A 22496-nucleotide genomic window follows, 5' to 3' on the forward strand; every position below is an offset into this window, starting at 1 on the left:
ACAAGCTTACCACCAAGTTGACCGTTGTCAACTCGACGTTTCAGTCTTGTTCACCCCGCCGTTTCCGTTTCGCCCTTTCAGGCTGTCCGGATCAGCGGCGCGAGATAAAACTCTACACGGGTTCAGCTACGACGCAAAATCGGCCCGTTTCCATGCTTTTCTGCGCAGAATCCCCGGAATCATGCGGATTCCCTGCGGTCCAAGGTGAATATTGACCAAAAACAACGGAAAATTGTTGTTATGAAGCAGGTCACCCTAATGAAAAGGGGCCATAACTTGCCTTGGCAAGTTATGACCCCTTCACGGTGCTTGGAGACTACTTGGACTGTCCCGCGCGCAAACGCGATACCTCGTAGAGCGAGATGCCAACGGCCATCGAAGCATTCAGCGATTCCATTGCCGAGTCGATTGGAATCGAAACGATGGCGTCGCAGTTTTCGCGGACCAGCCGGGACAGGCCCTTGCCTTCGGAACCAACCACGATGCACAGCGGGCCGGTAGCCAATTCGAAGTTCGGAAGCTCCATGTCGCCACCGGCGTCGAGGCCGATCACGAAAATGCCAGCAGCCTTGATTTCCTTCAGTGCGCTGGTCAGGTTGCTGCACTTGGCTACTGGTACACGTACAGCTGCACCGGCGCTGGTCTTCCATGCCGAAGCGGTCATGCCGACGCTGCGGCGCTCTGGAATGATCACGCCGTCTGCGCCGAAGGCCGAAGCCGAACGGACAATCGCACCCAGGTTACGCGGGTCGGTGATGCCATCCAGTGCCAGGAACAGCGGCTGGGTCCGGGTGTATCCCTTGTCGAAGTCCTTGATGGCCTTGGTAGCCAGCTGGACTGCATCCTTGTATTCGTATGGCGGGATCTGCAGGGCCATGCCCTGGTGGATCGCGTCATCGGTCATGCGGTCGAGCTCGGGCTTGGATGCTTCCATCAGCGGGATGCCCAGCTCGGCAGCCAGCTTCAGGGATTCGCGGACGCGGTCATCGACGTCGATGCGGATGGCAACGTGCAGCGCCTTGGCAGGGATGCCGGCGCGCAGCGCCTCAACGACGGAGTTGCGGCCGGTGACGAATTCGGCGTTGACCTTGATGCGGTCGGTTCGGCGGCCGGTGCTGCGCTTGGCGGCCGAGCGCTCAGAGAGCTGCTTGGCACGGTAAGCCTTGTGGTACGGGCGGTCCTCCGCTTTGGGGGTCGGGCCCTTGCCCTCGAGGGAACGACGTCCCTTGCCACCACTACCCTTGGTTGGGCCCTTTTTGTTCATTGGTTCATGTCCTTTAGTTTTGAGTTCGTTGGTGCCGCGCGTGTTCGCGACTAGTTGTCCAGAGTCCAGCGAGCGCCATCGGCCGAGTCCGCCACGGTAATGCCAGCGGATGCCAGCGCATCGCGGATGGCATCGGAGCGTGCCCAGTCCTTGGCAGCGCGTGCTTCGGCGCGTTCAGCCAACTGGGCCTGGACCAGCTGATCCAGGGCTGCGTGCTCTGCAGAAGATTTCGAGCCTTCATTGCTGCCGGCATCATCCAGGCCCAATACCTGGGTCATGGCCAAGACCTGGCCCAAGGCCTTGGCAGTGGCAGCGTCGTCACGGCTATCCAAGGATGCATTGCCCAGCCGCACGGTTTCATGCAGCGCGGCCAGCGCCATTGGAACGTTCAGGTCATCATCCATCGCGGTGCCGAAAGCTTCCGGAACCCCGGTGGCGACGATCGACTCGGCGGCGGCACCCAGGCGGTAGCGCGCGTTGGAGATGAAGGTGTCGATGCGTTCGACCGCTGCCCCCGCTTCGGTCAGCGAGTCCGGGCGGTAGTCGAGCATCGAACGGTACTGCGCCTGGCCCAGGAAGTAGCGCACCACGCGGGCGTCGGCCAGCGCGAGCATTTCTTCCGGGGAAATGGTGTTCCCAATGGACTTGGACATCTTCTCACCCTCATAGGTGACCATGCCGTTGTGCATCCAGAAGTTTGCAAAGCCGTGGCCAGCCGCGTTGGACTGGGCCATTTCGTTCTCGTGGTGCGGGAAGCGCAGATCCAGTCCGCCGCCATGGATGTCGAATTCGCTGCCCAGGTACTTGCCAGCCATCGCCGAGCACTCAAGGTGCCAGCCCGGGCGGCCGCGTCCCCAGGGGCTTGGCCAGGAAGCGGTCAGCGGATCGGTGCCCTTGTAGCCCTTCCACAGCGCGAAGTCGCGTGGATCCTTCTTGCCGCGCGAATCCGAATCCGGCGCGTCCTGCATATCGTCGATCTTCTGGCGGGTCAGTGCGCCGTACTGCTCATAGGAGCGCACGTCGAAATAGACATCTCCGGAGCTGTCGGCCGCCGGGTAGGCATGGCCGCGTTCGATCAGCTGTGCAATCAGCTCATGCATTTCGGTGATGTGGCCGGTCGCGCGGGGCTCGTAAGTTGGGCGTTGGACACCCAGAGCCTCGTAGGCCCGTGCGAATTCCTGCTCGAAGCGGTACGCCAGGGCGAACCATTCTTCGCGCGGCTTGTAATGGGCATCCGCCTCGAAGTCCTCGGCGAAGGATTTCGCCGACTTCTCCAGGATCTTGTCATCGATGTCGGTGACGTTGCGGACGGTGGTGACGGCAAAGCCGCGGTATTCGAGCCAGCGCACCAACAGGTCGAAGACAATGGCGCTGCGGACGTGGCCCACGTGCGGCATGCCCTGCACGGTGGCGCCACAGTAGTACAGCTTGACTTCGCCTTCCGCCAATGGCTGGAAGTCGCGTACGGATGCTGTTTTGGTGTCATAGAATCGCAGGCTCACGCCTTTAAGGTTATCCGATGGATGCACCCTTTGTACTTCACTTGTGACACTCTCGATGATCGAAGCCCCGCGGCTGTGCCAAGGGGCCTAGCCCGATACCGGGTAGACCAGTGCGGTGGCATAGGCTGTCACGCCCTTGCCTTCCCCCTCGTAGCCCAGCCCGTCGCTGGTGGTCGCAATGACGCTGACTGGGGCGCCGATAGCCTCGCTCAGCACTTTGCTGGCTTCTTCGCGGCGCGCGGCAAAGCGCGGGCGGCGGCCAACGAACTGCACCGCGACATTGCCGATTTCGAATCCCGCCTCCCGCACCAGGCGGGCGGCTTCTGCAATCAGGCTCACACCGCTGGCCCCGGCGAACTCCGGTCGGTCCACCCCGAAGTGCGTGCCCAGATCGCCAATGCCCGCTGCGGAGAACAGCGCATCGCAGGCCGCGTGCGCTACCGCGTCGCCATCGGAGTGGCCCGAAAGCCCGGTGTCTTCCGGGAAGTGCAGTCCTGCCAGCCACATTTCGCGAGTCGGGTCTTCGCTGACCGCGTGGACATCGATGCCGTTGCCGACTCGTGGCAGGATCATGGTTTCTTCCTTTGCGCTTGGGGTGGCCGCGGGCTGGTTCGCCGCGAGCTTGCCTGCCGCGTCGAGATCTCCGGGATAGGTGACCTTCATGGCTTGCTGCGATCCCGGCACCACATGGACTTCGGCTCCGAAAGCCCGCACGATCGACGCGTCGTCGGTAACCTTCTCCAGTTCTGCCTCGGTGCAGCCATCCAGTTGGGCGTGGGCATCGCGCAACAGCTGCGCGTCAAAGCCCTGCGGGGTTTGCACCGCTCGCAGGATGGAACGTGCCGGGGTTTCCTTGATGATTTCGTGCTCGCCGGCGGCATCGAGCTCCACCACGCAGATGGTGTCGGTGACGTTCAGCGCCGGGATGACGGCGTTGCACTGCTCGTCGGCCAGAGCGCCAAGCACTTGTTCATGCAGCTTCGCCGGGGCAAAAGCACGGGCGGCGTCATGGACCAGAATGTTGGTGGCGGCGGAACTGGCTTCAGCCAGGCCGGCGCGGACCGACGCGGCGCGGCTGGCGCCACCGGGCACGGTGCGCACCTTGTCCCCGTACTGCGCCATGGCCGCGGCCAGGCGTTCGTCCTGCGGCGGGGTAACCACGATGATCTCGGTGATCTGCGGAATTTCCAGCACCCGGTCCACGGCATGTTCAGCCAAGGATTTACCGGCCACCTGGACCATCGCCTTGGGAAGGCCAGCGCCGAGGCGGGTTCCCATTCCAGCAGCCACGAGGATCAGGCTTGAGTTATGCACTTCGCTTTGCTTCACAGCGCCCAGCTTATCGTGCCGCGCGATTCGGCCTTGGCCGCTTTAACGCCAAAAGCCGTGAAACGCTTGGGAGCGTTTCACGGCGATGCGTTACCGGAACGGGGCTAGGCCGAAGCCAGAACCTCGTCCAAGAGGCCTTCTGCCTTGGCCTCGTCCAGATCCTTGGCCAAGGCCAATTCACTGATCAATACCTGGCGAGCTTTTGCCAGCATGCGCTTTTCGCCTGCCGACAGACCACGGTCATTTTCTCGGCGCCACAAGTCGCGAACTACTTCTGCAACCTTGATGACATCGCCGGAAGCGAGCTTCTCGACATTTGCCTTGTAGCGGCGCGACCAGTTGGTCGGCTCTTCGGTAAATTCAGCACGAAGGACATCGAACACATGGTCCAAGCCTTCCTGACCTACCACGTCACGTACGCCAACAAGATCAACGTTCTCAGCAGGAACCTCAATGGTCAGGTCGCCCTGAGCCACCTTGAGCTTGAGATACATTTTCTCTTCGCCCTTGATCTTGCGCATCTTGATCTCTTCGATCATCGCGGCACCGTGGTGCGGGTAGACAACAGTCTCGCCAACCTCAAAAACCATGTGGATAAACCCCTTTCCCACGCCCTAGTCTACCATGTTTGCTATTCCGGATCCTGCGACTGTGCCCCATATAACCGCGAATTCACGCGGAAATGCCTCTTCCACTTGCAAGAGAAACATGCTATGAAGAAGGTAGGGCAGTCGACTGCGCACCAACCCCCTTCCCCGCATCGGTTGTCTACAACTTGTCGAAATGCGTGTGTTGCACGTCGCTAAATCGCGTCTTTGCGTGAAAAACAGCTAGGCTTAGAGGTAATCGTGGTCCAATTTTCGATTGCCCCTGCCCTAGGTGCATTCGATTAAGCAGGCCACGAACCGAAGCAACTCATTTTTCTCACCGAGGAGTTAGTGTCGTGATCACCGCACGCATGACCGCTGGACGTCGCATTGCCGCGTCCCTCGCTGTGGCTGCCCTGGCATTCGGTGTCACCAGCTGTGGCGCCATCAACGAGCAGGCCACCAACACCGACTACGCCGCCAGCGATGGCGTCAACGTCGATGTCGCAGACGCAAAGGTCCGCAACCTGATGTTCGTCACCAACAGCGACGACACTGAAGCCCGCCTGATCGGCTCCGTAGTCAACGCCGGCGATTCCGCGCTGACCCTGTCGGTCAAGGCTGACAACGCAGCACCTGTCTCCATCCAGGTTCCTGCAGACGGTGTCGTCAAGCTTGAAGAAGACAAGAACCAGCAGATCATCAAGAACATGGGCATTGCAGCTGGCGAACACGCCGACTCGGTCTTCACCGTTGCCGGTGAGAACGTGGAATTCAGCGTTCCAGTTGTCGATGGCACCCTGGCTGAATACCGCGACTTCGTACCAGGCGGTGCCGATCAGTCGGTCACCGAGCACCTGACTCCAGAAGAGACCCACTCCACTTCGGGCCACTAAGCTTCGCGCAAGACAAAACAAGAGCCTCGGGCAGAATCGGAAGATTCTGTCCGAGGCTCTTGGCGTATCCTGGCTCTTTGGCTTTAGACCACGAACTTGTAGCCCAGCCCGCGCACGGTCACCAGGCGTTCGGGCACCGCTGGGTCGACCTCGATCTTGGAGCGCAGGCGTTTGACGTGCACATCCAAAGTCTTGGTGTCCCCCACGTAGTCGCTGCCCCAGACGCGGTCAATCAGCTGGCCTCGGGTGAGCACGCGACCGGCGTTGCGCAACAGCATTTCCAGCAGCTCGAACTCCTTCAGCGGCATGGATACCTCGGTGTTGTCGACCGAGACCACGTGGCGTTCCACGTCCATGCGCACCGGACCGGCGGTGACCACATTGCTGATCAGTTCTTCGCCTTCGCCCTGGCGGCGCAGCACAGCACGGATGCGGGCCAGCAATTCGCGGGAGGAGTACGGCTTGGTGACGTAGTCGTCGGCGCCGAGCTCCAGGCCGACGACCTTATCGATCTCCGAGTCCTTTGCGGTGAGCATGATGACCGGGACCTGGCTGTTCAGGCGGATCTGGCGGATCACCTCGGTTCCGGGCTGGCCCGGGAGCATCAGATCCAGCAGCACCAGGTCTGCGCCATGGCGTTCGAACTCGGTCACGGCCTTCAGGCCGTCGTCGGCGATCCGGACTTCGAAACCTTCGCGTTCCAGCAGGTAGGACAGCGGGTCAGAGAGCGATTCCTCGTCCTCAACGATCAATATGCGGGTCATCGGCGTCCTCCTTCACGATCGGACGCATTCGCCTCGATCGTTCGTTCCTTCATCGTCTGGCCGGCAAGCACATTGCTGGTCGCCGGTTCTTCGTCCGCTAGGGGAAGTCTTAGGGTAAATGTGGATCCGTGGCCCGGCTGCGACCACAGCGACACTTCGCCGCCGTGGTTGGCCAGCACGTGCTTGACGATGCTCAGCCCCAGGCCGGTGCCCCCGGTCTGCCGCGAGCGGGCGGAGTCCACGCGGTAGAAGCGCTCGAAAACGCGTTCCTGCTCTTCGGCCGAAATCCCGGGTCCCTGGTCGGTGACCGAGATCTGCGCATAGCCATCACGCTGCCGGATGCCCACGCCTACCGTGGTGTTCTCCGGGGAGTAGCGGATGGCATTATCGATCAGGTTGCGGATCGCAGTCATCAGCAGGTCCGCATCGCCCAGGATCGGCTCCTCGAGATGTCCGCCTACGGTAATGGCGATGCCCTTTTCCTCGGCAATCAGGTGGCTGCGGTCAACTGCCTCGGCCACGACGCTGTCGATATTCACTTCCTGGCCCTGCACGATGGCATCGGATGCCTGCAGGCGGGAGAGCTCGATAATGTCCTGGACCAGGGCGGCCAGGCGCCGCGATTCCTTGTCCATCCGGGTGGAGAAGCGGCGTACCGCCTTGGGGTCATCGGCAGCCTCGGTAATGGCCTCGGCCAGCAGGCCGATCGCGCCGACCGGAGTCTTCAGCTCGTGGGAAACGTTGGCCACGAAGTCGTTGCGCATCGCTTCGGTACGGGTGATTTCGGTACGGTCGTCGGCCAGCAGGAGAATGTACTCGTCGCCCAGCGGTGCCACGCGCACATGGACAATCAGCTGCCCGGCACCCAGCGTGGAGCGTTGCAGCTCGTACTGGCTTTCGGCAATCACGCCGTCGGCGCGAACCTGCCGCACCAGCGAGAGCAGCTCATTGTGGACGAGCGTGTGCCCTCGCACCAGTCCGTAGGCGTAGGAAGCGGGGTTGGCTCGAACCACCCCGTCGACGTCATCAAGGATCACGAAGGCGCGTCCAATGACCGACAGGACGGCGGCGGCTCCCTCGGGGAGCACGGGTTCGTCGACCTGTGGCAGCTTCGAGGAGCGGTTCTGGGAAAGCCGGAAGGCGATGACGCCAACGATCCCCAGAGCCAGGCCGAGGACGCCGGCTATAAGAGTCGAGATCACTTCGTTCACATCTTTAGACTAGCTTCACCTTTGGGTGGCACCGGCCCTAAATGACGTGATTTAGTCGATTTCGGCGCGCTGTTCACCAAACGTTCACCTTTCGTGGCATATTCGTTAATCACCCGCTGACAAGCTGGAGCAAGACCCTCCACCATGCCACAAAACTGTTTCGGGGCGGTTGGCTGCCACGGCAGTCCACCATCCGGCATGGATACCGACACTCGAAAGGAACTGCTGTGCGTAAGGTATTTCAAGCAGACCTGCAGCAAATTGGCGAAGAACTCATTGAGATGGCCAACCAGGTCGCAACCGCAATGGATCGAGCTTGGGATTCGCTAGCCAACGTCGACGTCGACCTGGCCCAGGAAGTCATCGCAGCGGACGCGAAGATCGACTTCTTGCAGAACCAGCTCGATGAGCGCGCTATCGATACCTTGGCTTTGCAGGGACCGGTAGCCAGCGATCTGCGCATGATCGTCGGTTCGCTGCGCATGAGTGCTTCGCTGGAGCGCATGGGCGACTTGGCACGCCACTTGGCGCAGCTGGCCCGCCTGCGCTTCCCCAACCCGGCAATCCCAGCCAGGATTTCCGACACCTTTGCCCAGATGGCAAAGATCGATATTGACATCGCCAAGGCCGTTGCGCGTTTGCTCGACACCCGCGATCTGCAGATCGCTACCGAAATTATCGAGCTGAACCACCAGCTGGATCGCCTGCACTCCAGCGTCTTCACCCAGGTCGCGGCCGACGACTGGGATGCCAATGCACCCACCACCGTGGACGTATCGCTGACCAGCCGCTACCTTGAGCGCTTCGGCGATCACGGTGTGTCCGTAGCTCGCAAGGTCACTTATCTGGTGACCGGCGAATGGGACCCCACCGAGATCTAGATCCGCGGACCCAAGCTATAAGGCTGCGCCTTGGCGCCTGCCATCCGGTACCACCGGATGGCAGGCGCCATTTTTGCTCTCCGGCTCATTCAGCACTGAAACTGGGTGTCCGGGGTCCGGGAAGCCTTCGCATCGCGGCGCGAACTGGGTACCGTGCCGTGGCCCGCGGCCCCGTTGGCATGGCAGTGCTGCGCCTCGTCCGGCCATGCAGCTCCACGCGCTCCCGGTGAGCGCACATCCAGCCATTGCCCCGGCAGGATGCCAGCGGACGCACGACGCAGCGCTGGGCACCCCAGGGACCGCCGTTGGAGTCCGGTCCCATCCGGGGAATCCAGCCCGTTAAACCAGCAGAGGGCAGTCCACCGATCGGTGGACTGCCCTCGCAGGTTGTTGGCGCGCAAGTGGCGCCAGCGTCTAGCGGGCTTCTAGCCTTCGCACTCGACGCAGAAGCCTACATTGCCCTCTTCGCGCACCAGCTGCGAACGGTGGCGAATCAAGAAGCACGAGCCGCAAATGAACTCGTCGTCTTTCTGCGGAATGACCGTAACGGTCAATTCCTCGTTGGATAGATCCGCACCTGGCAGATCCATGCCATCGGTGTGGTCGGTCTCGTCGAGCTCGCGCACCACCGACTTGGCGTCCGGTGCGTTTGCGGACTTCACCGCATCCAGAGAAGCCTTACGTGCCTCAGCAACGTCTGGGCGGACTTCATCGTAATCAGTTGCCACGAATTGCATTCCTAACGTGAGCCATTGAGCCTATTCGAAATAGGAGATTACAGCATACTAATGCCAAAAATACAATCGTGCGCAGTTGTTTCGCTCACAGCCGGATGCTTGGCGTTACCTCGGCGTTAACAAGCGGACGGCGGCATCGCGAACTACTGGCGAGTAGCCAGTAGCCCCGATGCCGCCGAAAAGCGTGTCCTACTTGCGGCCTTGGTTGGCAACGGCCTTGATGGCGTCCGCAGCGGCTGCTGGATCCAGGTAGGTTCCGCCCTTGGTGATTGGCTGGAAGTTGTCATCCAGCTCATAGACCAGCGGGATGCCGGTTGGGATGTTCAGGCCAGCAATGTCTTCATCGCTGATGCCATCCAGGTGCTTGACCAGCGCACGCAGCGAGTTGCCGTGGGCGGTGACCATGACGGTCTTGCCTGCCGACAGGTCGGCCTTGATGTTGTTCTCCCAGTAGGGAAGCATGCGATCCAGCACGTCCTTGAGGCACTCGGTGCGTGGGGCGGAGTCGCCCAATGCCGCATAGCGCTCGTCGTTGATCTGGCTGAACTCCGAGGAATCATCCAGTGCTGGTGGCGGGGTGTCGTAGCTGCGACGCCATTCCATGAACTGCTCTTCGCCGAACTCAGCCAAGGTCTGCGCCTTGTCCTTGCCCTGCAGCGCACCGTAGTGGCGCTCGTTCAGGCGCCAGTCGCGGTTCACCGGGATCCACGAACGGCCAGCGGCTTCCAGGGCCAGGTTCGCGGTAACAATGGCGCGGGTCAGCAAGGAGGTGTGAAGCACCTCCGGCTTGTAGCCAGCTTCGGTCAGCAGCTGGCCGCCGCGGGCAGCTTCAGCACGGCCCTTCTCGGTCAGCGATACGTCGTACCAACCGGTGAACAGGTTCTTTTCGTTCCATTCGCTCTGTCCGTGGCGAAGCAAAATCAAAGTGTGGCTCATGTAATCCATCCTAACCAATGCGCAAGCCTGCTCGTGCGAAAGTTAAGGCCCGTGATTAAAGTGCGAAGACCTGCAGTCCGCCAAGATGCGGATGCAGGTCTTCGGGAAAACTTGGTGCCTTGGCACGCCTAGTAGTTGTACCAGCCGCCGCCTTTGCCGCTGACGGCAGGCTTGACGTCCGCGAGGTACACGCAGGCGATGCAGGCGCCGATCAGCTGCAGGAAGCCGATTCCGCCCTGGCTGAAGATGCCGAGCAGTGCCACGGCGGTGCTGGCGACGGTCAGTCCAAGCCAGAACCCCTTGGTGCGCTTGCCTTCCTGGGCGAAACGATCTGCGCCATGGCGCAGGCAATCAACCAAAGCCCAGACGGCGAGCGCAACGATGACAATGCTCAAAGCGATCATCATGTAGTACTCGATTATTTGGGCCATGCGCAACATGTTCATGCTTGTACTCTACCTTTCTGGCGCAAATGATGGGCGCTGTGCCACGCGCGGAAATCAGCGCCCGCGGGCATCAAAGCCGGTCCAGCGCTTGCTGCAGATCGGCCCAGAGGTCTTCCACCTCTTCAATGCCTACTGATAGTCGGATCAGGCTGGCCGGGACGCTGGCCGGCTCCGAAGCGTGGCGGGCCCGGCGCTCAGCTAGGGATTCCACGCCTCCAAGCGAGGTGGCGCCGGTGATGAGCTGGAAGGCTTCCAGCACCCGGTCCGCTTCTTCGGCGGTGCTTCCCGCTTCAAAGGCGATCACCGATCCGAACCCGCCCATGAGGTCCGCGGCGCGCGCGTGGCCCGGGTCGTTGGGCAGTCCCGGGTAGCGTACGGCCTGCACCTTGGGATGTGCCGCGAGGCGTTCTGCCAGCACCTGGCTGTTTGACTGCGAACGCTGAAGGCGCACGGCCATGGTGCGCACCCCGCGTAATGCGAGGAAGGTATCCATCGGGCCGGCGATCGCGCCATGCAAGGTCCGGTACCCATGCAGGCGGCTGTGGAGCTGCTCGTCGCTGGTGACCAGCGCGCCCATGATCACGTCCGAGTGGCCCGACAGGTACTTGGTCACCGAGTGAACTACAAGGTCGGCACCGTGGACCAGCGGCTGCTGGAGCAGTGGGGTGGCAAAGGTGTTATCCACGATGCTCACGACGTTCTTCGCTTTGGCAGCAGCCAGCAGGGTCGGCAGGTCGGCGACTTCCAGCATCGGGTTGGTTGGCGATTCCACCCAGAGCACATCGGCCCCATCCAAGGCAGCGAGCACTTCTTCGGTGTTGGCAATATCCACCGGGCGAATGCGCAGCCGTCCCGCATCTTGCAGCTCTGCGCTCAACGCCAGCGAACCGTTATAGGAATGCTGCGGCATCACCAGCACGCCGGCCTCTGGCACGATGCTCAATGCGGCGGCAATAGCTGCCATGCCCGAGGAGAACACCAGGGCAGGCAGCGTTGCCGCTTCGAGCTGGCCCAGTACTTCTTCAAACGGATCCCAGGTCGGATTGGAGAAGCGCGCATATACGCGTTCACCCGGCGCCGCCTGGCCTTTGGAATGGTAAGTCGAGGTGAAGGTTACCGGGTGGTTGACTGGAGCATCGTAGCCATGGGCCGGACGCCCGCCGGCAACGAGCAAAGTTTTCGGATCCCAGGCCGGATTGGCGCCTGATTCTGCGGTGCGGGGGTTCATGGAAAAAACTCTACGCTTCCTTTGACGCTGCCAGCCGGTGGATTTCACTACATTTCATCTGACTGATCCACCACACTGGGCGCATTTTCGTTGCACATCCTGCCGTTGCAGCGCACATCTTTAAATGTCCTTGGATAGGCTAGTGGGGTGAGTATCGAATCGAGTACCCCAACCCGTGGCTTGTTCATCGTTTTTGAAGGCGGTGACGGCGCTGGGAAGTCCACGCAGGTCGCCTTGGCCCAGCAATGGCTGGAGTCCCGTGGCGCCAAGGTCACCACTACCCGTGAGCCAGGCGGAACCCAGATCAGCGAAGAGCTGCGTTCCTTGGTGCTCGAACATGGCCACGGCGAGATCGATGCCCGTACCGAGGCCCTGATTTACTCGGCGGCGCGTGCCGCCCATGTCCAGCAGGTCATCTCCCCCGCGCTGGAAGCCGGCACCCACATCATCTGCGACCGATTCGTTGATTCCTCGCTGGCTTACCAGGGCATGGGCCGCGCCCTCGGCTTTGATGCCGTCGCATCGATCAACGACTTCGCAACCGGCGGACTGAAGCCGGATGCCACCATCATTCTTGATATCTCCGCCGCGCAGGGACGTGCCCGGCGCATTGCGGCCAGCGGCGGCGTGGAGGATTCGGATCGCTTGGAATCCGAGCCGGATGATTTCCATGAACGCATCCGCAACGCCTTCCTCGACTTGGCGGCCCGTGATCCGCAGCGCTATCTGGTCCTGGATGCCACCGCCAGCGTGGAGCAGCTGCACCAGTCGGTTGCGCAGCATTTGGCAGGCTTGCTGTGACCCGGCCAGTCTTCGCAGAACTTGCCGGGCAGGAACGTGTCATTGCCACGTTGACCGCTGAGGTTGATCGCGGCAACCCGACCCATGCCTGGCTGGTCACCGGTCCCCCGGGTTCGGGCCGTACCACCGCGGCGCGGGCTTTCGCGGCGGCTTTGCAGTGCACCCAGGCCCCGGCCGGCTGCGGGCAGTGCGCCAACTGCAAAATGGTCATGAATTCGGAGCACCCGGATGTGTCTTTCGTATCCACCGACAAATTCGAGTACCAGATTGCTGACGTCCGCCATCTGATTACCCGTGCACAGGAAAGTGCTAGCACCGGCCGCTGGCGCATCATCATCATCGAAGATGCCGACCGCATGTCCGAGCGCAGCACCAACGTGCTGCTCAAGGCCATTGAAGAACCGCCCGCCAAGATGATCTGGATCCTGAGCGCCCCGTCTCCTGCAGATGTTCTGGTGACCATTCGTTCACGGTGCCGCGCGGTAAATCTCTCCGTGCCGTCCACCCAGGATGTTGCGGATCTTCTGGTGCGCCGTGACGGGCTGGAACCGGAACAGGCGCTGTTCGCTGCCCGTGTCTCGCAGTCCCACATTGGCGTAGCCCGTTTGCTGGCCCGTGACGAGCAAGCACGCATCCAGCGTGAAAAAGTCGTTACCTTGCCGTTGCGCACCACCACCTTGCCGCAGGCGATGGCCGCTGCCGCAGAAATTTCCAAACTGGCCAGCGAGCGTGCCGAGAACATTACCGGCACCGATCTGCAGAACAAGATTGCCCAGCTGCGCCACGCCAACGGCTTGGGTCCAGAGGAGAACATCCCCGCTGGATTGCGTGGACAGTTCAAGGCGCTGGAGGATGATGCCAAGCGATTCGCTCGGCGTGCGGCTTTCGATGCCTTGGACCGTACCCTGACAGACCTGACCACATTCTTCCGCGATGTTTTGAGCATCCAGCTGAAAACCGGAATTGAGCTGATCAACGAGCACCTGCGCGAGCAGCTCGAACGTTTCGCAGCGGAGCAGTCCAGCGAGAAGTCCTTGGCCCAGCTTGATGCCATCAATGAAACGCGCAGCCGCTTGGCTGCCAACGTCAACCAGCTCATGGCCCTGGAAGCACTCATGACCCGTTTGCTGCCTCAGCCGGGACGCCGTTAACCCATCACAAGGAGACACTAAAAGTGCCTGCACGCTCACCGATGATGCGCTTGGCCGCAGTGGGGACCGCTCTGGCTTTGACCCTGGCCGGCTGCTCTTCCACTACAGCGGATTCGCAGTCCGGCGCATCGGATGCGTCGCAGTCCGCGCCCAACGCCAGTACACCGGAAGGATTGGAATCCTTCTACAGCCAAGACCTCGATTGGGAAGAATGCGGCAGCATCATCGAATGCGCCACCATAGAGGTTCCGATGGACTATGCCGATCCCGAAGGCGAGAGCATTGATCTGGCGTTGAACCGCCGCGCCGTGGACGGGGCGACAGGCAATTTGCTGGTAAACCCCGGCGGCCCAGGCGGATCCGGCCTGGATCTGGTGGCGTCCTCGGTACCAGGCATGTTCAGCGCTGACCTGCAGCGCGCCTACAACGTCATCGGGTTCGATCCGCGAGGCGTGGGAGAAAGCTCCCCGGTCACCTGCCAAAGCGGTGCCGAGACCGATGAGGGACGCCAGGAAAACCTGCGGGCTTGGGTTCCTGAAGACCAGGACGAAATTGTCGAGGATACCGAGGACTACGCAGCTGACTGCGCGTCCAATACCGGCGATCTCCTAGGCCACGTCGATACCGTTTCGGCAGCGAAGGACATGGACGTGATCCGTGCTGTGCTCGGTGATGCACAGCTGGACTACCTCGGTTTCTCCTATGGAACTTTCCTCGGAGCAACCTACGCTGATTTGTTCCCCCGGAATGTGGGTCGCTTCGTACTCGATGGCGCCATGGATCCAACCAGCACAGCTTCGGACCTCACCTTGGCCCAGGCCGTTGGCTTCGAGAAGGAGATCGACGCGTGGCTCGCCAATTGCCTTGAAAGCGGTGAGTGCCCGTTCACTGGAACCGTTGAAGAGGCCAAGGTGCAGCTGCAGCAGTTCTTTGCGCAGGTGGAGAACGAACCAATGACCGCCAGCGACGGGCGTGCAGTGCCGATCATCGACTTCATCAACGGCTTCATCTTGCCGCTGTATGACGATTCCAGCTGGCCCATTTTGACCGATGCGATGAACGCTGCCGTCAACGACGCGGATGTGGATATGATCCTCGGCTTCGCGGATCTCTCGGCGGACCGCGAGGGCGACGGCACGTATGCATCGAATTCCACCGATGCTTTCACCGCCATCAATTGCCTGGACCGTCCAATGGACGCCAGTCCAGAAGCGATGCAGGCCGAAGCAACAGAGTTGATGCGTGCGGCCCCGACCTTGGGCAAGTATCTCGCCTATGGCGGCATCACCTGCGAGGCCTGGGACCACGACGCCACTGGCAAGCCTGAAGTCCTCGACGCGGAAGGCTCGAATGAGATCCTCGTCATTGGCACCGTCGGCGATCCAGCTACCCCCTACGCATGGTCTGAGGCATTGGCGCAGCAGCTGGACAACGCGACCCTGCTGACCTATGAAGGCCATGGCCACACCGCATATGGACGCTCCAATGAATGCATTACCAAAGCGGTGGATGAGTACCTGATTGACGGCAAAGTCCCCGAAGCCGGCACCCGGTGCTGATTGGGCTTGATGATGTCGTCGCCGTTTTGACGTTCAGACAATTCCTCGGATAAAGTGACGTGGTGCCTGTTTGCAGGTACAGGCCTCCTTAGCTCAGGGGTAGAGCAGCTCCCTCGTAAAGAGCAGGTCGCCGGTTCAAATCCGGCAGGGGGCTCGGCCTAACGCCCTTGTCAGAATCATTATTGATTTTGGCAGGGGCGTTTTTTGCGCCCAAAAACCGTCTTGTGTGTGCAATGTGTGCACATCATCGTTCTTAGCATCCATCCGTTGCGACACCTTAGACGCCGCATTGCGCGAGGCATTCGACATGAAATGGCCGTAAAAGCTACTCGTGACCACAATATTCGAATGCCCCAGTCGCTTTGGAATGATCATCACATCAACGCCAGCTTGCGCCATGAGGGCCGCGTGTTCATACCTCAGTCCGTGCAATGTGGGAGCGGGCGCGCCCGCCGCCACGCGTAGCTTTGCGAAGAGCTCTGCCACGTAGGAAGGGATTCAAAGGTTGGCGGGTAGGCATCGTGAAGACATCGCGTTCTTCAATCTGGCTAATCTTCCAGCATATAAGGGCATCGACTACATCCAAGTCCATCTCAACGGACGACCTAGAAGCATCGGTTTTGACGCTTCCTTGTTCTACTGCCACACCTCGGACTTCAACCCATGAATTTTTGATGTTGATTGATCGGGGTATAGCCCAATGCCTCCACGCGTCGCTGGAGAATGTCAAAGACCGTCGTTAGCAAGGGGCTAGCGCCAATGACTTTGCATCTTTCATCCACGGAACCCTCGAAAAACATTGACGGAACGCGGGCAGCATGATCTGGGCGGCACTCCGAAACGGCCTTCAGGATTACCTATGAGCCGTTAACGCCACTAACAAGACGGTTGGCAAGGCCTACCCGAATCCATACCCGCACGGCGGGAATCGTCTACGCAGTTTGTCGCCCAAATACAAAGGATCCAAAACATCATTCGCAACTAACATGAAATCGCCCCCGGCTAACGATGGGGGCGATTTTTCGTTTAAATCTATTGCTGGCCTGAGGTCATTTCGAGCCCGTTCTGCTCGTACCTGACTACTACCATTTTCGGGTCCAAATCTAATTTCGAGAGGTCTGCCATGATTTGCTGAGCCGCCATTAGACCGTTGCCGTCCCATTGAGGATCCCCTGAATAGTTCACTACCAGTTCGCCATTCTTTCCCGGCTCAAATGAAGTGATGTCGTAAAAAGGAACGACAATAGCGTCTGGACAATCGACACCTCGGTATTTCAGCCACTCTTTGCCAAGCTCATTGGCCCATGCTTGCCCTTTGGTTTTAGCTTCGGGCCACTGCCAAGCAATGCAATTTTTATCCCATGCGTTTTCAGGCCGGCCTGAATCTATAGCGCTTTGCTTTGCTTTTGCAATATCAGCTTCAGCTAGCGCAACAGGTTCGGCACTAGTGGACGCGCCGAGCGTTGCTGTGGCGCTTGGCGTGGCATCTGCCGATTGATTACCCGCAGAGCAACTAGCAAGGGCGAGAGTGGTCACCACAGCGGTGGCAAGCATTTTCTTCACTGGCTATTCCGTCCTTCTGTCATTGACTACAAGCATGATTGCGGCGGCCATGATAACTAGGCTAGACGGGAGACGTAGCCACCACGGCATAGGCAGGAACACCACAGCCAGAGCAAGTGCGAAAATCATCAACGGTGTCTTTTTCATGCGCGCTTCACCTTCAACGCCCGAACTAGGAGGGTACCGCCTATGGCTAAGGCTATGACGCCAGCCGGGAACGAAATCCACCATGGTTCAGGGATGAAGAAAGCGACCGCGCACGCTGCCATAAAGACTAGGGCGAATACTGTTTCTTTCATGCCTGCACTTTCTTCAAACGGTTTTACGGTGAGTCTACATAGAGCACTGGACAGGATAGGGGGAGCAACTTCAAAGGACGCTACGCGCTAGCGTACGAACGGCACTATGACGTGCTGGCTAATGCGTATGCAAATGTATGCACACACTGCCGGGTAAATTCTGAGATGCCGTGCCCCCACAACCTAAATAGCCTTATATCTAGGCCAAATAGCACCTTGCGGAACACTCAATTATCGCCTTCGTCTATCTCGTAAAGAGCCGGTCGCCGGTTCAAATCCGGCAGGGGACTCGTTTTCGCAATTTTCAATGGATTTTCATGACTGGTCCCGGGGTCTTCGATTCCCACGCAGTCCATTCTTATCCCGCATCTTGCCCAACGGCGCTTTTGGATATTCAATTAGGCCAGAGCCGGCAAACGATTCTTCACTCCGCGATCAGCAGATCATGGATCCCGGTTCGCGACCGGCAAAAGCGGTATAAGCCTTCGACAGCAATTTCCAAGGAATTCCAAACTGATGCAATCCTTGCAGTACTCCCCTGAACCGCCCTCGCTAGGCGGCTAGGCGATCATGCGCCAACGGTGGAGCGAAGTAGCGTTCCTGCATTGGCGGGTTAGCCCGGATGAGGTGGCGCCGTACATGCCCGAAGGATGCCGGCCAGATATTGTCGACGGCAGTGCTTGGGTGGGCCTCGTCGCTTTCCAGATGTCGCGCAGTGCGTTCTTCTCCGGTCCTGCGATTCCGTGGTTGGGTGACTTCCCGGAGATCAACGTGCGCATCTATTCCGTTGACAATCAAGGACGCCGCGCAGTGGTATTCCTGAGCCTTGAAGCATCACGCCTGCTACCTGTGCTCATGGCGCGGGCAGTCTTCGGGCTGAAGTACCAGTGGTCGTCCATGAAAATCCTGAAGAAGGCCGGCACGATCAGCTATGCAACACGGCGCATCGGAAATCCGAGCGCACGTTCCCGCATCGTCGTGCGTCCGGTAGAAGCTTCTGCCAGTGCCGATCCAATTACCCCGGGTTCGCAGACCGCCATCGCGCTATCGGCACAGTGGGCGTTCCACCAGCGGCATCTTGGGCGCACCTTGCACTGCCGGAACCACCATGAACCGTGGCCGCTGCAACCTGCACAACTCGTTGAATTCGACGATGGCCTGCTGCGTGCCGCCGGTTTCGCCACTCTCGCTGATCGAGCTCCTGACTCGGTTCTGTACGCCGAAGGCGTCGATACGCTGTTCGCTGCACCAACCGTACTGGACTGCTAGAGGCCAGGCACAAGGCAGTTGCGGCAGAAGGCTCCCGGTTTCGGAAGAAACCGGGAGCCTTCTGTTCTGCCTAGCTTTTTTACTCGAAGTCGGCGGTTGCCGGGTCAGCCGAGATACGGCCTTCCGCTCCGCGGTCCAGGGTAGCGATGGCAGCCAGATCTTCCTCGTCCAGTTGCACGTTCAGCGATTCGAAGTTCTCGACGATGCGCGATTCGGTGGTCGACTTCGGGATGACCACGTTGCCTACCGCCAGGTGCCACGCGATGACTACCTGTGCCACCGATGCTTCATGCTTCTTGGCGATCTCCACCAGCACTGGGTCGCTGAGCAGTTCGCCGCCGTGGCCCAGCGGGGACCAGGACTGGTGCAGGATGCCGTGCTCGGCCTCGTAGGCGCGCAGCTCGCCCTGCGGGAAGTACGGATGGGTTTCGACCTGGTTGATCACCGGGCGGACGCCGGTTTCGGTGTAGAGCTCTTCCAGTGCTTCCTTGGTGAAGTTGCAAACGCCGATGGACTTGGCCTTGCCGTCCTTCTGCAACTGGATCAGTGCTTTCCAGGTGTCCACGTAGGTGCCGCGCTTGGGCTGCAGCCAGTGGATCAGGTACAGGTCGACGTATTCCAGGCCGAGCCGTTCCAGCGAGGCATCCGCTGCGGCGAGGGTCTTCTCGAAACCCTGGTCCGAGTTCCAGACCTTGGTGGTGATGAAGAGGTCTTCGCGTGGCACGGCGCTGGCTGCAACTGCGCGGCCGACGCCAGCTTCGTTGCCATAGATGCGTGCGGTGTCGATGTGGCGGTAGCCGGCGTCGATGGCCTGGCCAACGACTGCTTCCGCGTCCTCGTCGGCGACCTTCCAGACGCCGTAGCCAAGCTGGTCGATGGTGTTTCCGTCAAGGAACTTCAGTTCAGGAATTGTTTGGGTCATGCAACTAATTTAGTCCACTGATGCGCCCTGCGCGGTGGAACACCACGCGAGCGATCGGGAAAACCCAATTATTCGCTGGAAGCGAGCAACTGCACGGCCCGGCTGACGTCTTCTTTCACCAGCATGGCACGATGGCGCACGGCTTCGATATCGATCGGCTTGCCGGCTTCGGCCTGCATGCGCATCATCGCTACGACCTGTGCGGTCGTCGCCAAATCGTTGGCGGCCTTAGTCAGCGAACGATGTGCCGCAGAGGTCAGCTGCGGGATCGTGTCGTCATTGCTCGGGGTGATCCGATGCGCCGCACAGCAAAGCTGGCGCACGGTCGGCAACAGCACAGCCATCTCATTGGCTTCTCGGACCAGCTGGTTGTAAACCTGGTCATCGTTGATGCCCTCTACCACCTGGAAGACCCGGTCCAATGACCGCTGGAAACGGTCATGGGCGCGACGCCAGACGCCCTCGCCAAGTTCGCGAGCAGCAGCACGCTCAGCGCGCAGTCGTGAAAAGAACGCCATTACACTTCTCTGCCGGTGGTTTCCGATGAATTACTGGTTCTAGCCTACCGGGATCACCGCAGTGTTCCCGGCAGCGGGGTCGACATAAAACGAAACCGGCCGCGAGCCCCATCCGCTTTCGCCAATGGTTCTCACAGCCGGTACCAGTCGCGTTCAGCAGCAACGCCCTTCAGGATTCTTTTCCTGCCAGTCGGTGTAGTCCTTCCAGAATTCGCGCTCGGTCATTGGCTTGGCGCCAGGATGATTGCGTTCATGGTGTTCCAGGTAGTGCTGGTACTTGTCGGCCCCGAGCACCCCGTCGACAAACTTCTTGGCTTGCCCCAGGCGTTCCAACAGCGTCGCCATGGCTAGTGGCCGTCTCGCTGGACTTGGGCTTCGGCAGGGATTTGCTTCCAAGCCTTCTCAAGTTCCTTTTCGGCAGGCGACGAGATCAATCCGGCGGGCGCGTACATCTTCGATGGCACGGCAGGATCCTCGGTGCTGTTGCCACCACCGCTCTGCTTGGCCCTGGCGGTTGCGACAACCGCCGAAACCAGCACGATGGCGGTCAGTACCAGGAAGACCACGGACAGCCAGCCCTGGACACCGGTGTTGCGGACCACGGCCTCCATGGCTTCGACGCTGCCCGCCGAGCCGAGGGAAGTCTCGCCATTGGCCAGAGCTTCCTTGTAGGCGTTGTGGTTGGCGAAGTAGCCCACCTTGGTATCTGCGGAGAAGATCTTCTGCCAGCTCGCGACGAAGGTGATCACCACGGTGAAGGCCAGCGGCAGAGCCACGACCCACAGGTACTTGAAGTTGTTCTGCTTGGCGATGATGGTCATCACCACGGCCAGCGCTATCGCAGCCAGCAGCTGATTGGCGATGCCGAACAGCGGGAAGAAGGTGTTGATGCCGCCCAGTGGATCTGTCACGCCGAGGATCAGGATGTAGCCCCAGCCGGCAACCATGATCAACGTGCACAGCCACACGCCCGGACGCCACGAGGTGTCCTTGAACTTCGGGAAGAAGTTGCCGATGGTGTCCTGCAGCATGAAGCGCGCAACACGGGTACCGGCGTCAACCGCGGTCAGGATGAACAGTGCTTCGAACATGATCGCGAAGTGGTACCAGAAGCCCATCATCGCGGTGCCGCCGAACCACTGGTGCATGATGTGCGCAATGCCCACAGCCAGGGTCGGAGCGCCACCGGTACGCGAGACAACCGAGCTCTCGCCCACGTTATTGGCAAGTTCGGTCAGCTGGTTTGGATCCAGGCTAACGCCGGCCAAACCCAGCGAGTTCACGAATGCCGCCGCGGTTTCCACCGTGCCGCCGGTAGCGGCAGCCGAGGAGTTCATCGCGAAGTAGATGCCGCGGTCGATGGAAATCGCTGCAACCAGCGCCATGATGGCCACCATGGATTCCATGAGCATGCCGCCGTAGCCCAGGAAGCGGGTTTGCTTTTCCTTCTCGACCAGCTTCGGGGTGGTGCCCGAGGCGATCAGTGCGTGGAAGCCCGACAGCGCACCGCAGGCAATGGTCACGAACAGGAATGGGAAGATGTGCCCGGCAACGACCGGGCCATCGGCACGGCCTGCGAACTCGGAGAAGGCCGGAACATCGATTTCCGGGCGGACGACGATGATCGCCACGGCCAGCAGGCCGATGACGCCGATCTTCATGAAAGTAGACAGGTAGTCGCGAGGAGCCAGCAGCAGCCATACCGGGAGCACCGCGGCGATGATGCCGTAGATGATGATGGCCCAGGCGATGGTGGTGCGATCCAGGTGGAAGAACTCGGCACCCCACGCGGACTCGGCAATCCAGCGGCCGGAGATGATCGCGAACATCAGCAGCACGAAGCCGATGATGGAGATTTCCAGGACCTTGCCCGGGCGGATGAACCGCAGGTAGATGCCCATGAACAAGGCGATAGGGATGGTCAGGCCCACCGAGTAGACACCCCACGCGGACTCGCCCAGTGCATTGACGACCACCAGCGCCAAGATGGCGGTAATGATGATCATGATAGCCAGGGTGGCGATCAGGGCAGCGGTGCCGCCGATCAGGCCCAGCTCTTCACGGGCCATCTGGCCCAGCGAGCGTCCGCCACGGCGCATGGAGAAGAACATGACGAGATAGTCCTGGACCGCTCCGGCCAGCACTACGCCCACGATAATCCAGATGGTGCCTGGCAAATAGCCCATCTGCGCTGCGAGGATCGGTCCAACCAGCGGACCGGCGCCTGCGATGGCGGCGAAGTGGTGGCCGAAGAGCACGCGGCGATCGGTGGGAACGAAGTCACGGCCGTTATTGACCGATTCGGCCGGGGTGGCCCGGAAATCATCGGGTTTGGCGATCTTGCGCTCGATGAACTTCGAGTAGAAGCGGTAGGCAATCAGGTAGGTCGCAACAGCGGCGAAGACGAACCAGATGGCATTGATGGTTTCCCCGCGCGAGAAGGCGAGAATCGACCATGCGATTCCGCCGACCAGCGCGATGGCAACCCAGATGGCGATCTTGGCGGGGGTCCAACGCTTTTCTTCGCGTTCGGCAACCTCAGGATCGACACCCGCTGGTGGCAAGGTATTTTGGGTACTCAAATCGAGCAACCTCCTAGGAACAGTGCAAGTGATGTGCGCGACCAGCGGTTA

General features: G+C 60.4%; 22 protein-coding genes and 1 tRNA gene. 7 read left to right on the forward strand and 16 right to left on the reverse strand.

What is annotated here, in order from left to right; translation table 11 throughout:
- Positions 1-316: 316 nt before the first annotated feature.
- The 4 genes from rlmB to AAZQ98_RS10895 all read right to left on the reverse strand — a co-directional run bounded on the left by rlmB (position 317) and on the right by AAZQ98_RS10895 (position 4685).
- Positions 317-1264 (reverse strand): 23S rRNA (guanosine(2251)-2'-O)-methyltransferase RlmB, encoded by a 948-nt coding sequence (gene rlmB, locus AAZQ98_RS10880; protein ID WP_105658780.1) that lies wholly within the window; start codon positions 1262-1264, stop codon positions 317-319.
- A gap of 50 nt (positions 1265-1314) precedes the next feature.
- Entirely contained in the window at positions 1315-2766 is a 1452-nt protein-coding gene (gene cysS, locus AAZQ98_RS10885) for a cysteine--tRNA ligase (RefSeq protein ID WP_434692175.1), read from the reverse strand.
- An 87-nt stretch (positions 2767-2853) separates the two neighbouring features.
- Positions 2854-4080 (reverse strand): 2-C-methyl-D-erythritol 4-phosphate cytidylyltransferase, encoded by a 1227-nt coding sequence (gene ispD, locus AAZQ98_RS10890; RefSeq protein ID WP_434692178.1) that lies wholly within the window; start codon positions 4078-4080, stop codon positions 2854-2856.
- A gap of 119 nt (positions 4081-4199) precedes the next feature.
- Complete coding sequence (locus AAZQ98_RS10895) at positions 4200-4685, reverse strand: CarD family transcriptional regulator (protein WP_038993823.1); 486 nt, start codon at positions 4683-4685, stop codon at positions 4200-4202.
- 353 nt (positions 4686-5038) lie between these two features.
- Here AAZQ98_RS10895 and AAZQ98_RS10900 point away from each other — a divergent pair, with 353 nt between their 5' ends.
- A complete protein-coding gene (locus tag AAZQ98_RS10900) occupies positions 5039-5578 on the forward strand; it encodes a hypothetical protein (protein ID WP_434692180.1) in 540 nt (179 codons plus the stop codon).
- Positions 5579-5661: 83 nt separating this feature from the next.
- Here the strand turns inward: AAZQ98_RS10900 and AAZQ98_RS10905 are convergent, their stop codons facing one another.
- Complete coding sequence (locus tag AAZQ98_RS10905; RefSeq protein WP_105658784.1) at positions 5662-6342, reverse strand: response regulator transcription factor; 681 nt, start codon at positions 6340-6342, stop codon at positions 5662-5664.
- The gene (locus AAZQ98_RS10910; RefSeq protein WP_434692183.1) at positions 6339-7553 is read right to left on the reverse strand and encodes a sensor histidine kinase; all 1215 of its coding nucleotides are present in this window, start codon (positions 7551-7553) and stop codon (positions 6339-6341) included. Before AAZQ98_RS10910 ends, AAZQ98_RS10905 begins: the two co-directional genes overlap by 4 nt.
- 227 nt (positions 7554-7780) lie before the next feature.
- Between AAZQ98_RS10910 and phoU the strand changes: the two genes are divergently transcribed.
- Entirely contained in the window at positions 7781-8434 is a 654-nt protein-coding gene (gene phoU, locus AAZQ98_RS10915) for a phosphate signaling complex protein PhoU (protein WP_332727721.1), read from the forward strand.
- 425 nt (positions 8435-8859) lie between these two features.
- On the opposite strand, the gene AAZQ98_RS10920 is transcribed toward phoU, so the two are convergent.
- The 4 genes from AAZQ98_RS10920 to AAZQ98_RS10935 form a co-directional block, all read right to left on the reverse strand.
- Positions 8860-9162: a DUF4193 domain-containing protein gene (locus AAZQ98_RS10920; RefSeq protein ID WP_038993831.1), complete on the reverse strand. Its 303-nt coding sequence runs from the start codon at positions 9160-9162 to the stop codon at positions 8860-8862.
- 198 nt (positions 9163-9360) lie between these two features.
- Positions 9361-10107, reverse strand: coding sequence for a phosphoglyceromutase (locus tag AAZQ98_RS10925; protein WP_105658786.1), 747 nt, complete (start codon positions 10105-10107; stop codon positions 9361-9363).
- A gap of 128 nt (positions 10108-10235) precedes the next feature.
- Positions 10236-10538, reverse strand: coding sequence for a DUF2516 family protein (locus tag AAZQ98_RS10930; protein WP_332499012.1), 303 nt, complete (start codon positions 10536-10538; stop codon positions 10236-10238).
- 85 nt (positions 10539-10623) lie between these two features.
- The gene (locus tag AAZQ98_RS10935; protein WP_332727722.1) at positions 10624-11781 is read right to left on the reverse strand and encodes a trans-sulfuration enzyme family protein; all 1158 of its coding nucleotides are present in this window, start codon (positions 11779-11781) and stop codon (positions 10624-10626) included.
- A 147-nt stretch (positions 11782-11928) separates the two neighbouring features.
- On the opposite strand from AAZQ98_RS10935, the gene tmk reads away from it, so the two are divergent.
- The 4 genes from tmk to AAZQ98_RS10955 all read left to right on the forward strand — a co-directional run bounded on the left by tmk (position 11929) and on the right by AAZQ98_RS10955 (position 15446).
- Positions 11929-12582 (forward strand): dTMP kinase, encoded by a 654-nt coding sequence (tmk, locus tag AAZQ98_RS10940; protein WP_133835065.1) that lies wholly within the window; start codon positions 11929-11931, stop codon positions 12580-12582.
- On the forward strand, positions 12579-13733 hold the full coding sequence (locus AAZQ98_RS10945; protein WP_434692189.1) for a DNA polymerase III subunit delta': 1155 nt from the start codon (positions 12579-12581) through the stop codon (positions 13731-13733). Before tmk ends, AAZQ98_RS10945 begins: the two co-directional genes overlap by 4 nt.
- 23 nt (positions 13734-13756) lie before the next feature.
- Positions 13757-15292: an alpha/beta hydrolase gene (locus tag AAZQ98_RS10950; protein WP_332728480.1), complete on the forward strand. Its 1536-nt coding sequence runs from the start codon at positions 13757-13759 to the stop codon at positions 15290-15292.
- Positions 15293-15374: 82 nt separating this feature from the next.
- Positions 15375-15446: transfer RNA gene (locus AAZQ98_RS10955), tRNA-Thr, on the forward strand.
- Here AAZQ98_RS10955 and AAZQ98_RS10960 read toward each other — a convergent pair.
- Entirely contained in the window at positions 15428-15778 is a 351-nt protein-coding gene (locus AAZQ98_RS10960) for a tyrosine-type recombinase/integrase (protein WP_402735377.1), read from the reverse strand. The genes AAZQ98_RS10955 and AAZQ98_RS10960 overlap by 19 nt on opposite strands.
- 546 nt (positions 15779-16324) lie before the next feature.
- On the reverse strand, positions 16325-16855 hold the full coding sequence (locus AAZQ98_RS10965; RefSeq protein WP_434692193.1) for a hypothetical protein: 531 nt from the start codon (positions 16853-16855) through the stop codon (positions 16325-16327).
- 869 nt (positions 16856-17724) lie between these two features.
- Between AAZQ98_RS10965 and AAZQ98_RS10970 the strand changes: the two genes are divergently transcribed.
- Positions 17725-18423, forward strand: coding sequence for a YqjF family protein (locus AAZQ98_RS10970; protein WP_434692195.1), 699 nt, complete (start codon positions 17725-17727; stop codon positions 18421-18423).
- Positions 18424-18502: 79 nt separating this feature from the next.
- Here AAZQ98_RS10970 and AAZQ98_RS10975 read toward each other — a convergent pair whose 3' ends face one another.
- The 4 genes from AAZQ98_RS10975 to AAZQ98_RS10990 all read right to left on the reverse strand — a co-directional run bounded on the left by AAZQ98_RS10975 (position 18503) and on the right by AAZQ98_RS10990 (position 22445).
- A complete protein-coding gene (locus AAZQ98_RS10975; protein WP_434692198.1) occupies positions 18503-19345 on the reverse strand; it encodes an aldo/keto reductase in 843 nt (280 codons plus the stop codon).
- Positions 19346-19413: 68 nt separating this feature from the next.
- Positions 19414-19863 (reverse strand): hypothetical protein, encoded by a 450-nt coding sequence (locus AAZQ98_RS10980; protein WP_105662501.1) that lies wholly within the window; start codon positions 19861-19863, stop codon positions 19414-19416.
- Between the two features lie 153 nt (positions 19864-20016).
- Entirely contained in the window at positions 20017-20208 is a 192-nt protein-coding gene (locus AAZQ98_RS10985) for a YbdD/YjiX family protein (protein ID WP_073707480.1), read from the reverse strand.
- Positions 20209-20210: 2 nt separating this feature from the next.
- Positions 20211-22445 carry a carbon starvation CstA family protein gene (locus AAZQ98_RS10990; RefSeq protein WP_434692200.1) on the reverse strand — a complete coding sequence of 745 codons (2235 nt, stop codon included), beginning with the start codon at positions 22443-22445 and terminating at the stop codon, positions 20211-20213.
- Positions 22446-22496: the final 51 nt, after the last annotated feature.

Source organism: Glutamicibacter sp. Je.9.36, from assembly GCF_051129975.1.
Classification (GTDB): domain Bacteria; phylum Actinomycetota; class Actinomycetes; order Actinomycetales; family Micrococcaceae; genus Glutamicibacter.

Bases quoted from the DNA above. Each gene is read 5' to 3' on its own strand.
- AAZQ98_RS10975 (WP_434692198.1), bottom strand. From the start codon at position 19,345: ATGACCCAAACAATTCCTGAACTGAAGTTCCTTGACGGAAACACCATC.
- AAZQ98_RS10980 (WP_105662501.1), bottom strand. From the start codon at position 19,863: ATGGCGTTCTTTTCACGACTGCGCGCTGAGCGTGCTGCTGCTCGCGAA.
- AAZQ98_RS10905 (WP_105658784.1), bottom strand. From the start codon at position 6,342: ATGACCCGCATATTGATCGTTGAGGACGAGGAATCGCTCTCTGACCCG.
- AAZQ98_RS10930 (WP_332499012.1), bottom strand. From the start codon at position 10,538: ATGGCCCAAATAATCGAGTACTACATGATGATCGCTTTGAGCATTGTC.
- AAZQ98_RS10895 (WP_038993823.1), bottom strand. From the start codon at position 4,685: ATGGTTTTTGAGGTTGGCGAGACTGTTGTCTACCCGCACCACGGTGCC.
- AAZQ98_RS10985 (WP_073707480.1), bottom strand. From the start codon at position 20,208: ATGGCGACGCTGTTGGAACGCCTGGGGCAAGCCAAGAAGTTTGTCGAC.
- AAZQ98_RS10935 (WP_332727722.1), bottom strand. From the start codon at position 11,781: ATGAACCCCCGCACCGCAGAATCAGGCGCCAATCCGGCCTGGGATCCG.
- AAZQ98_RS10970 (WP_434692195.1), top strand. From the start codon at position 17,725: ATGCGCCAACGGTGGAGCGAAGTAGCGTTCCTGCATTGGCGGGTTAGC.
- rlmB (WP_105658780.1), bottom strand. From the start codon at position 1,264: ATGAACAAAAAGGGCCCAACCAAGGGTAGTGGTGGCAAGGGACGTCGT.
- AAZQ98_RS10925 (WP_105658786.1), bottom strand. From the start codon at position 10,107: ATGAGCCACACTTTGATTTTGCTTCGCCACGGACAGAGCGAATGGAAC.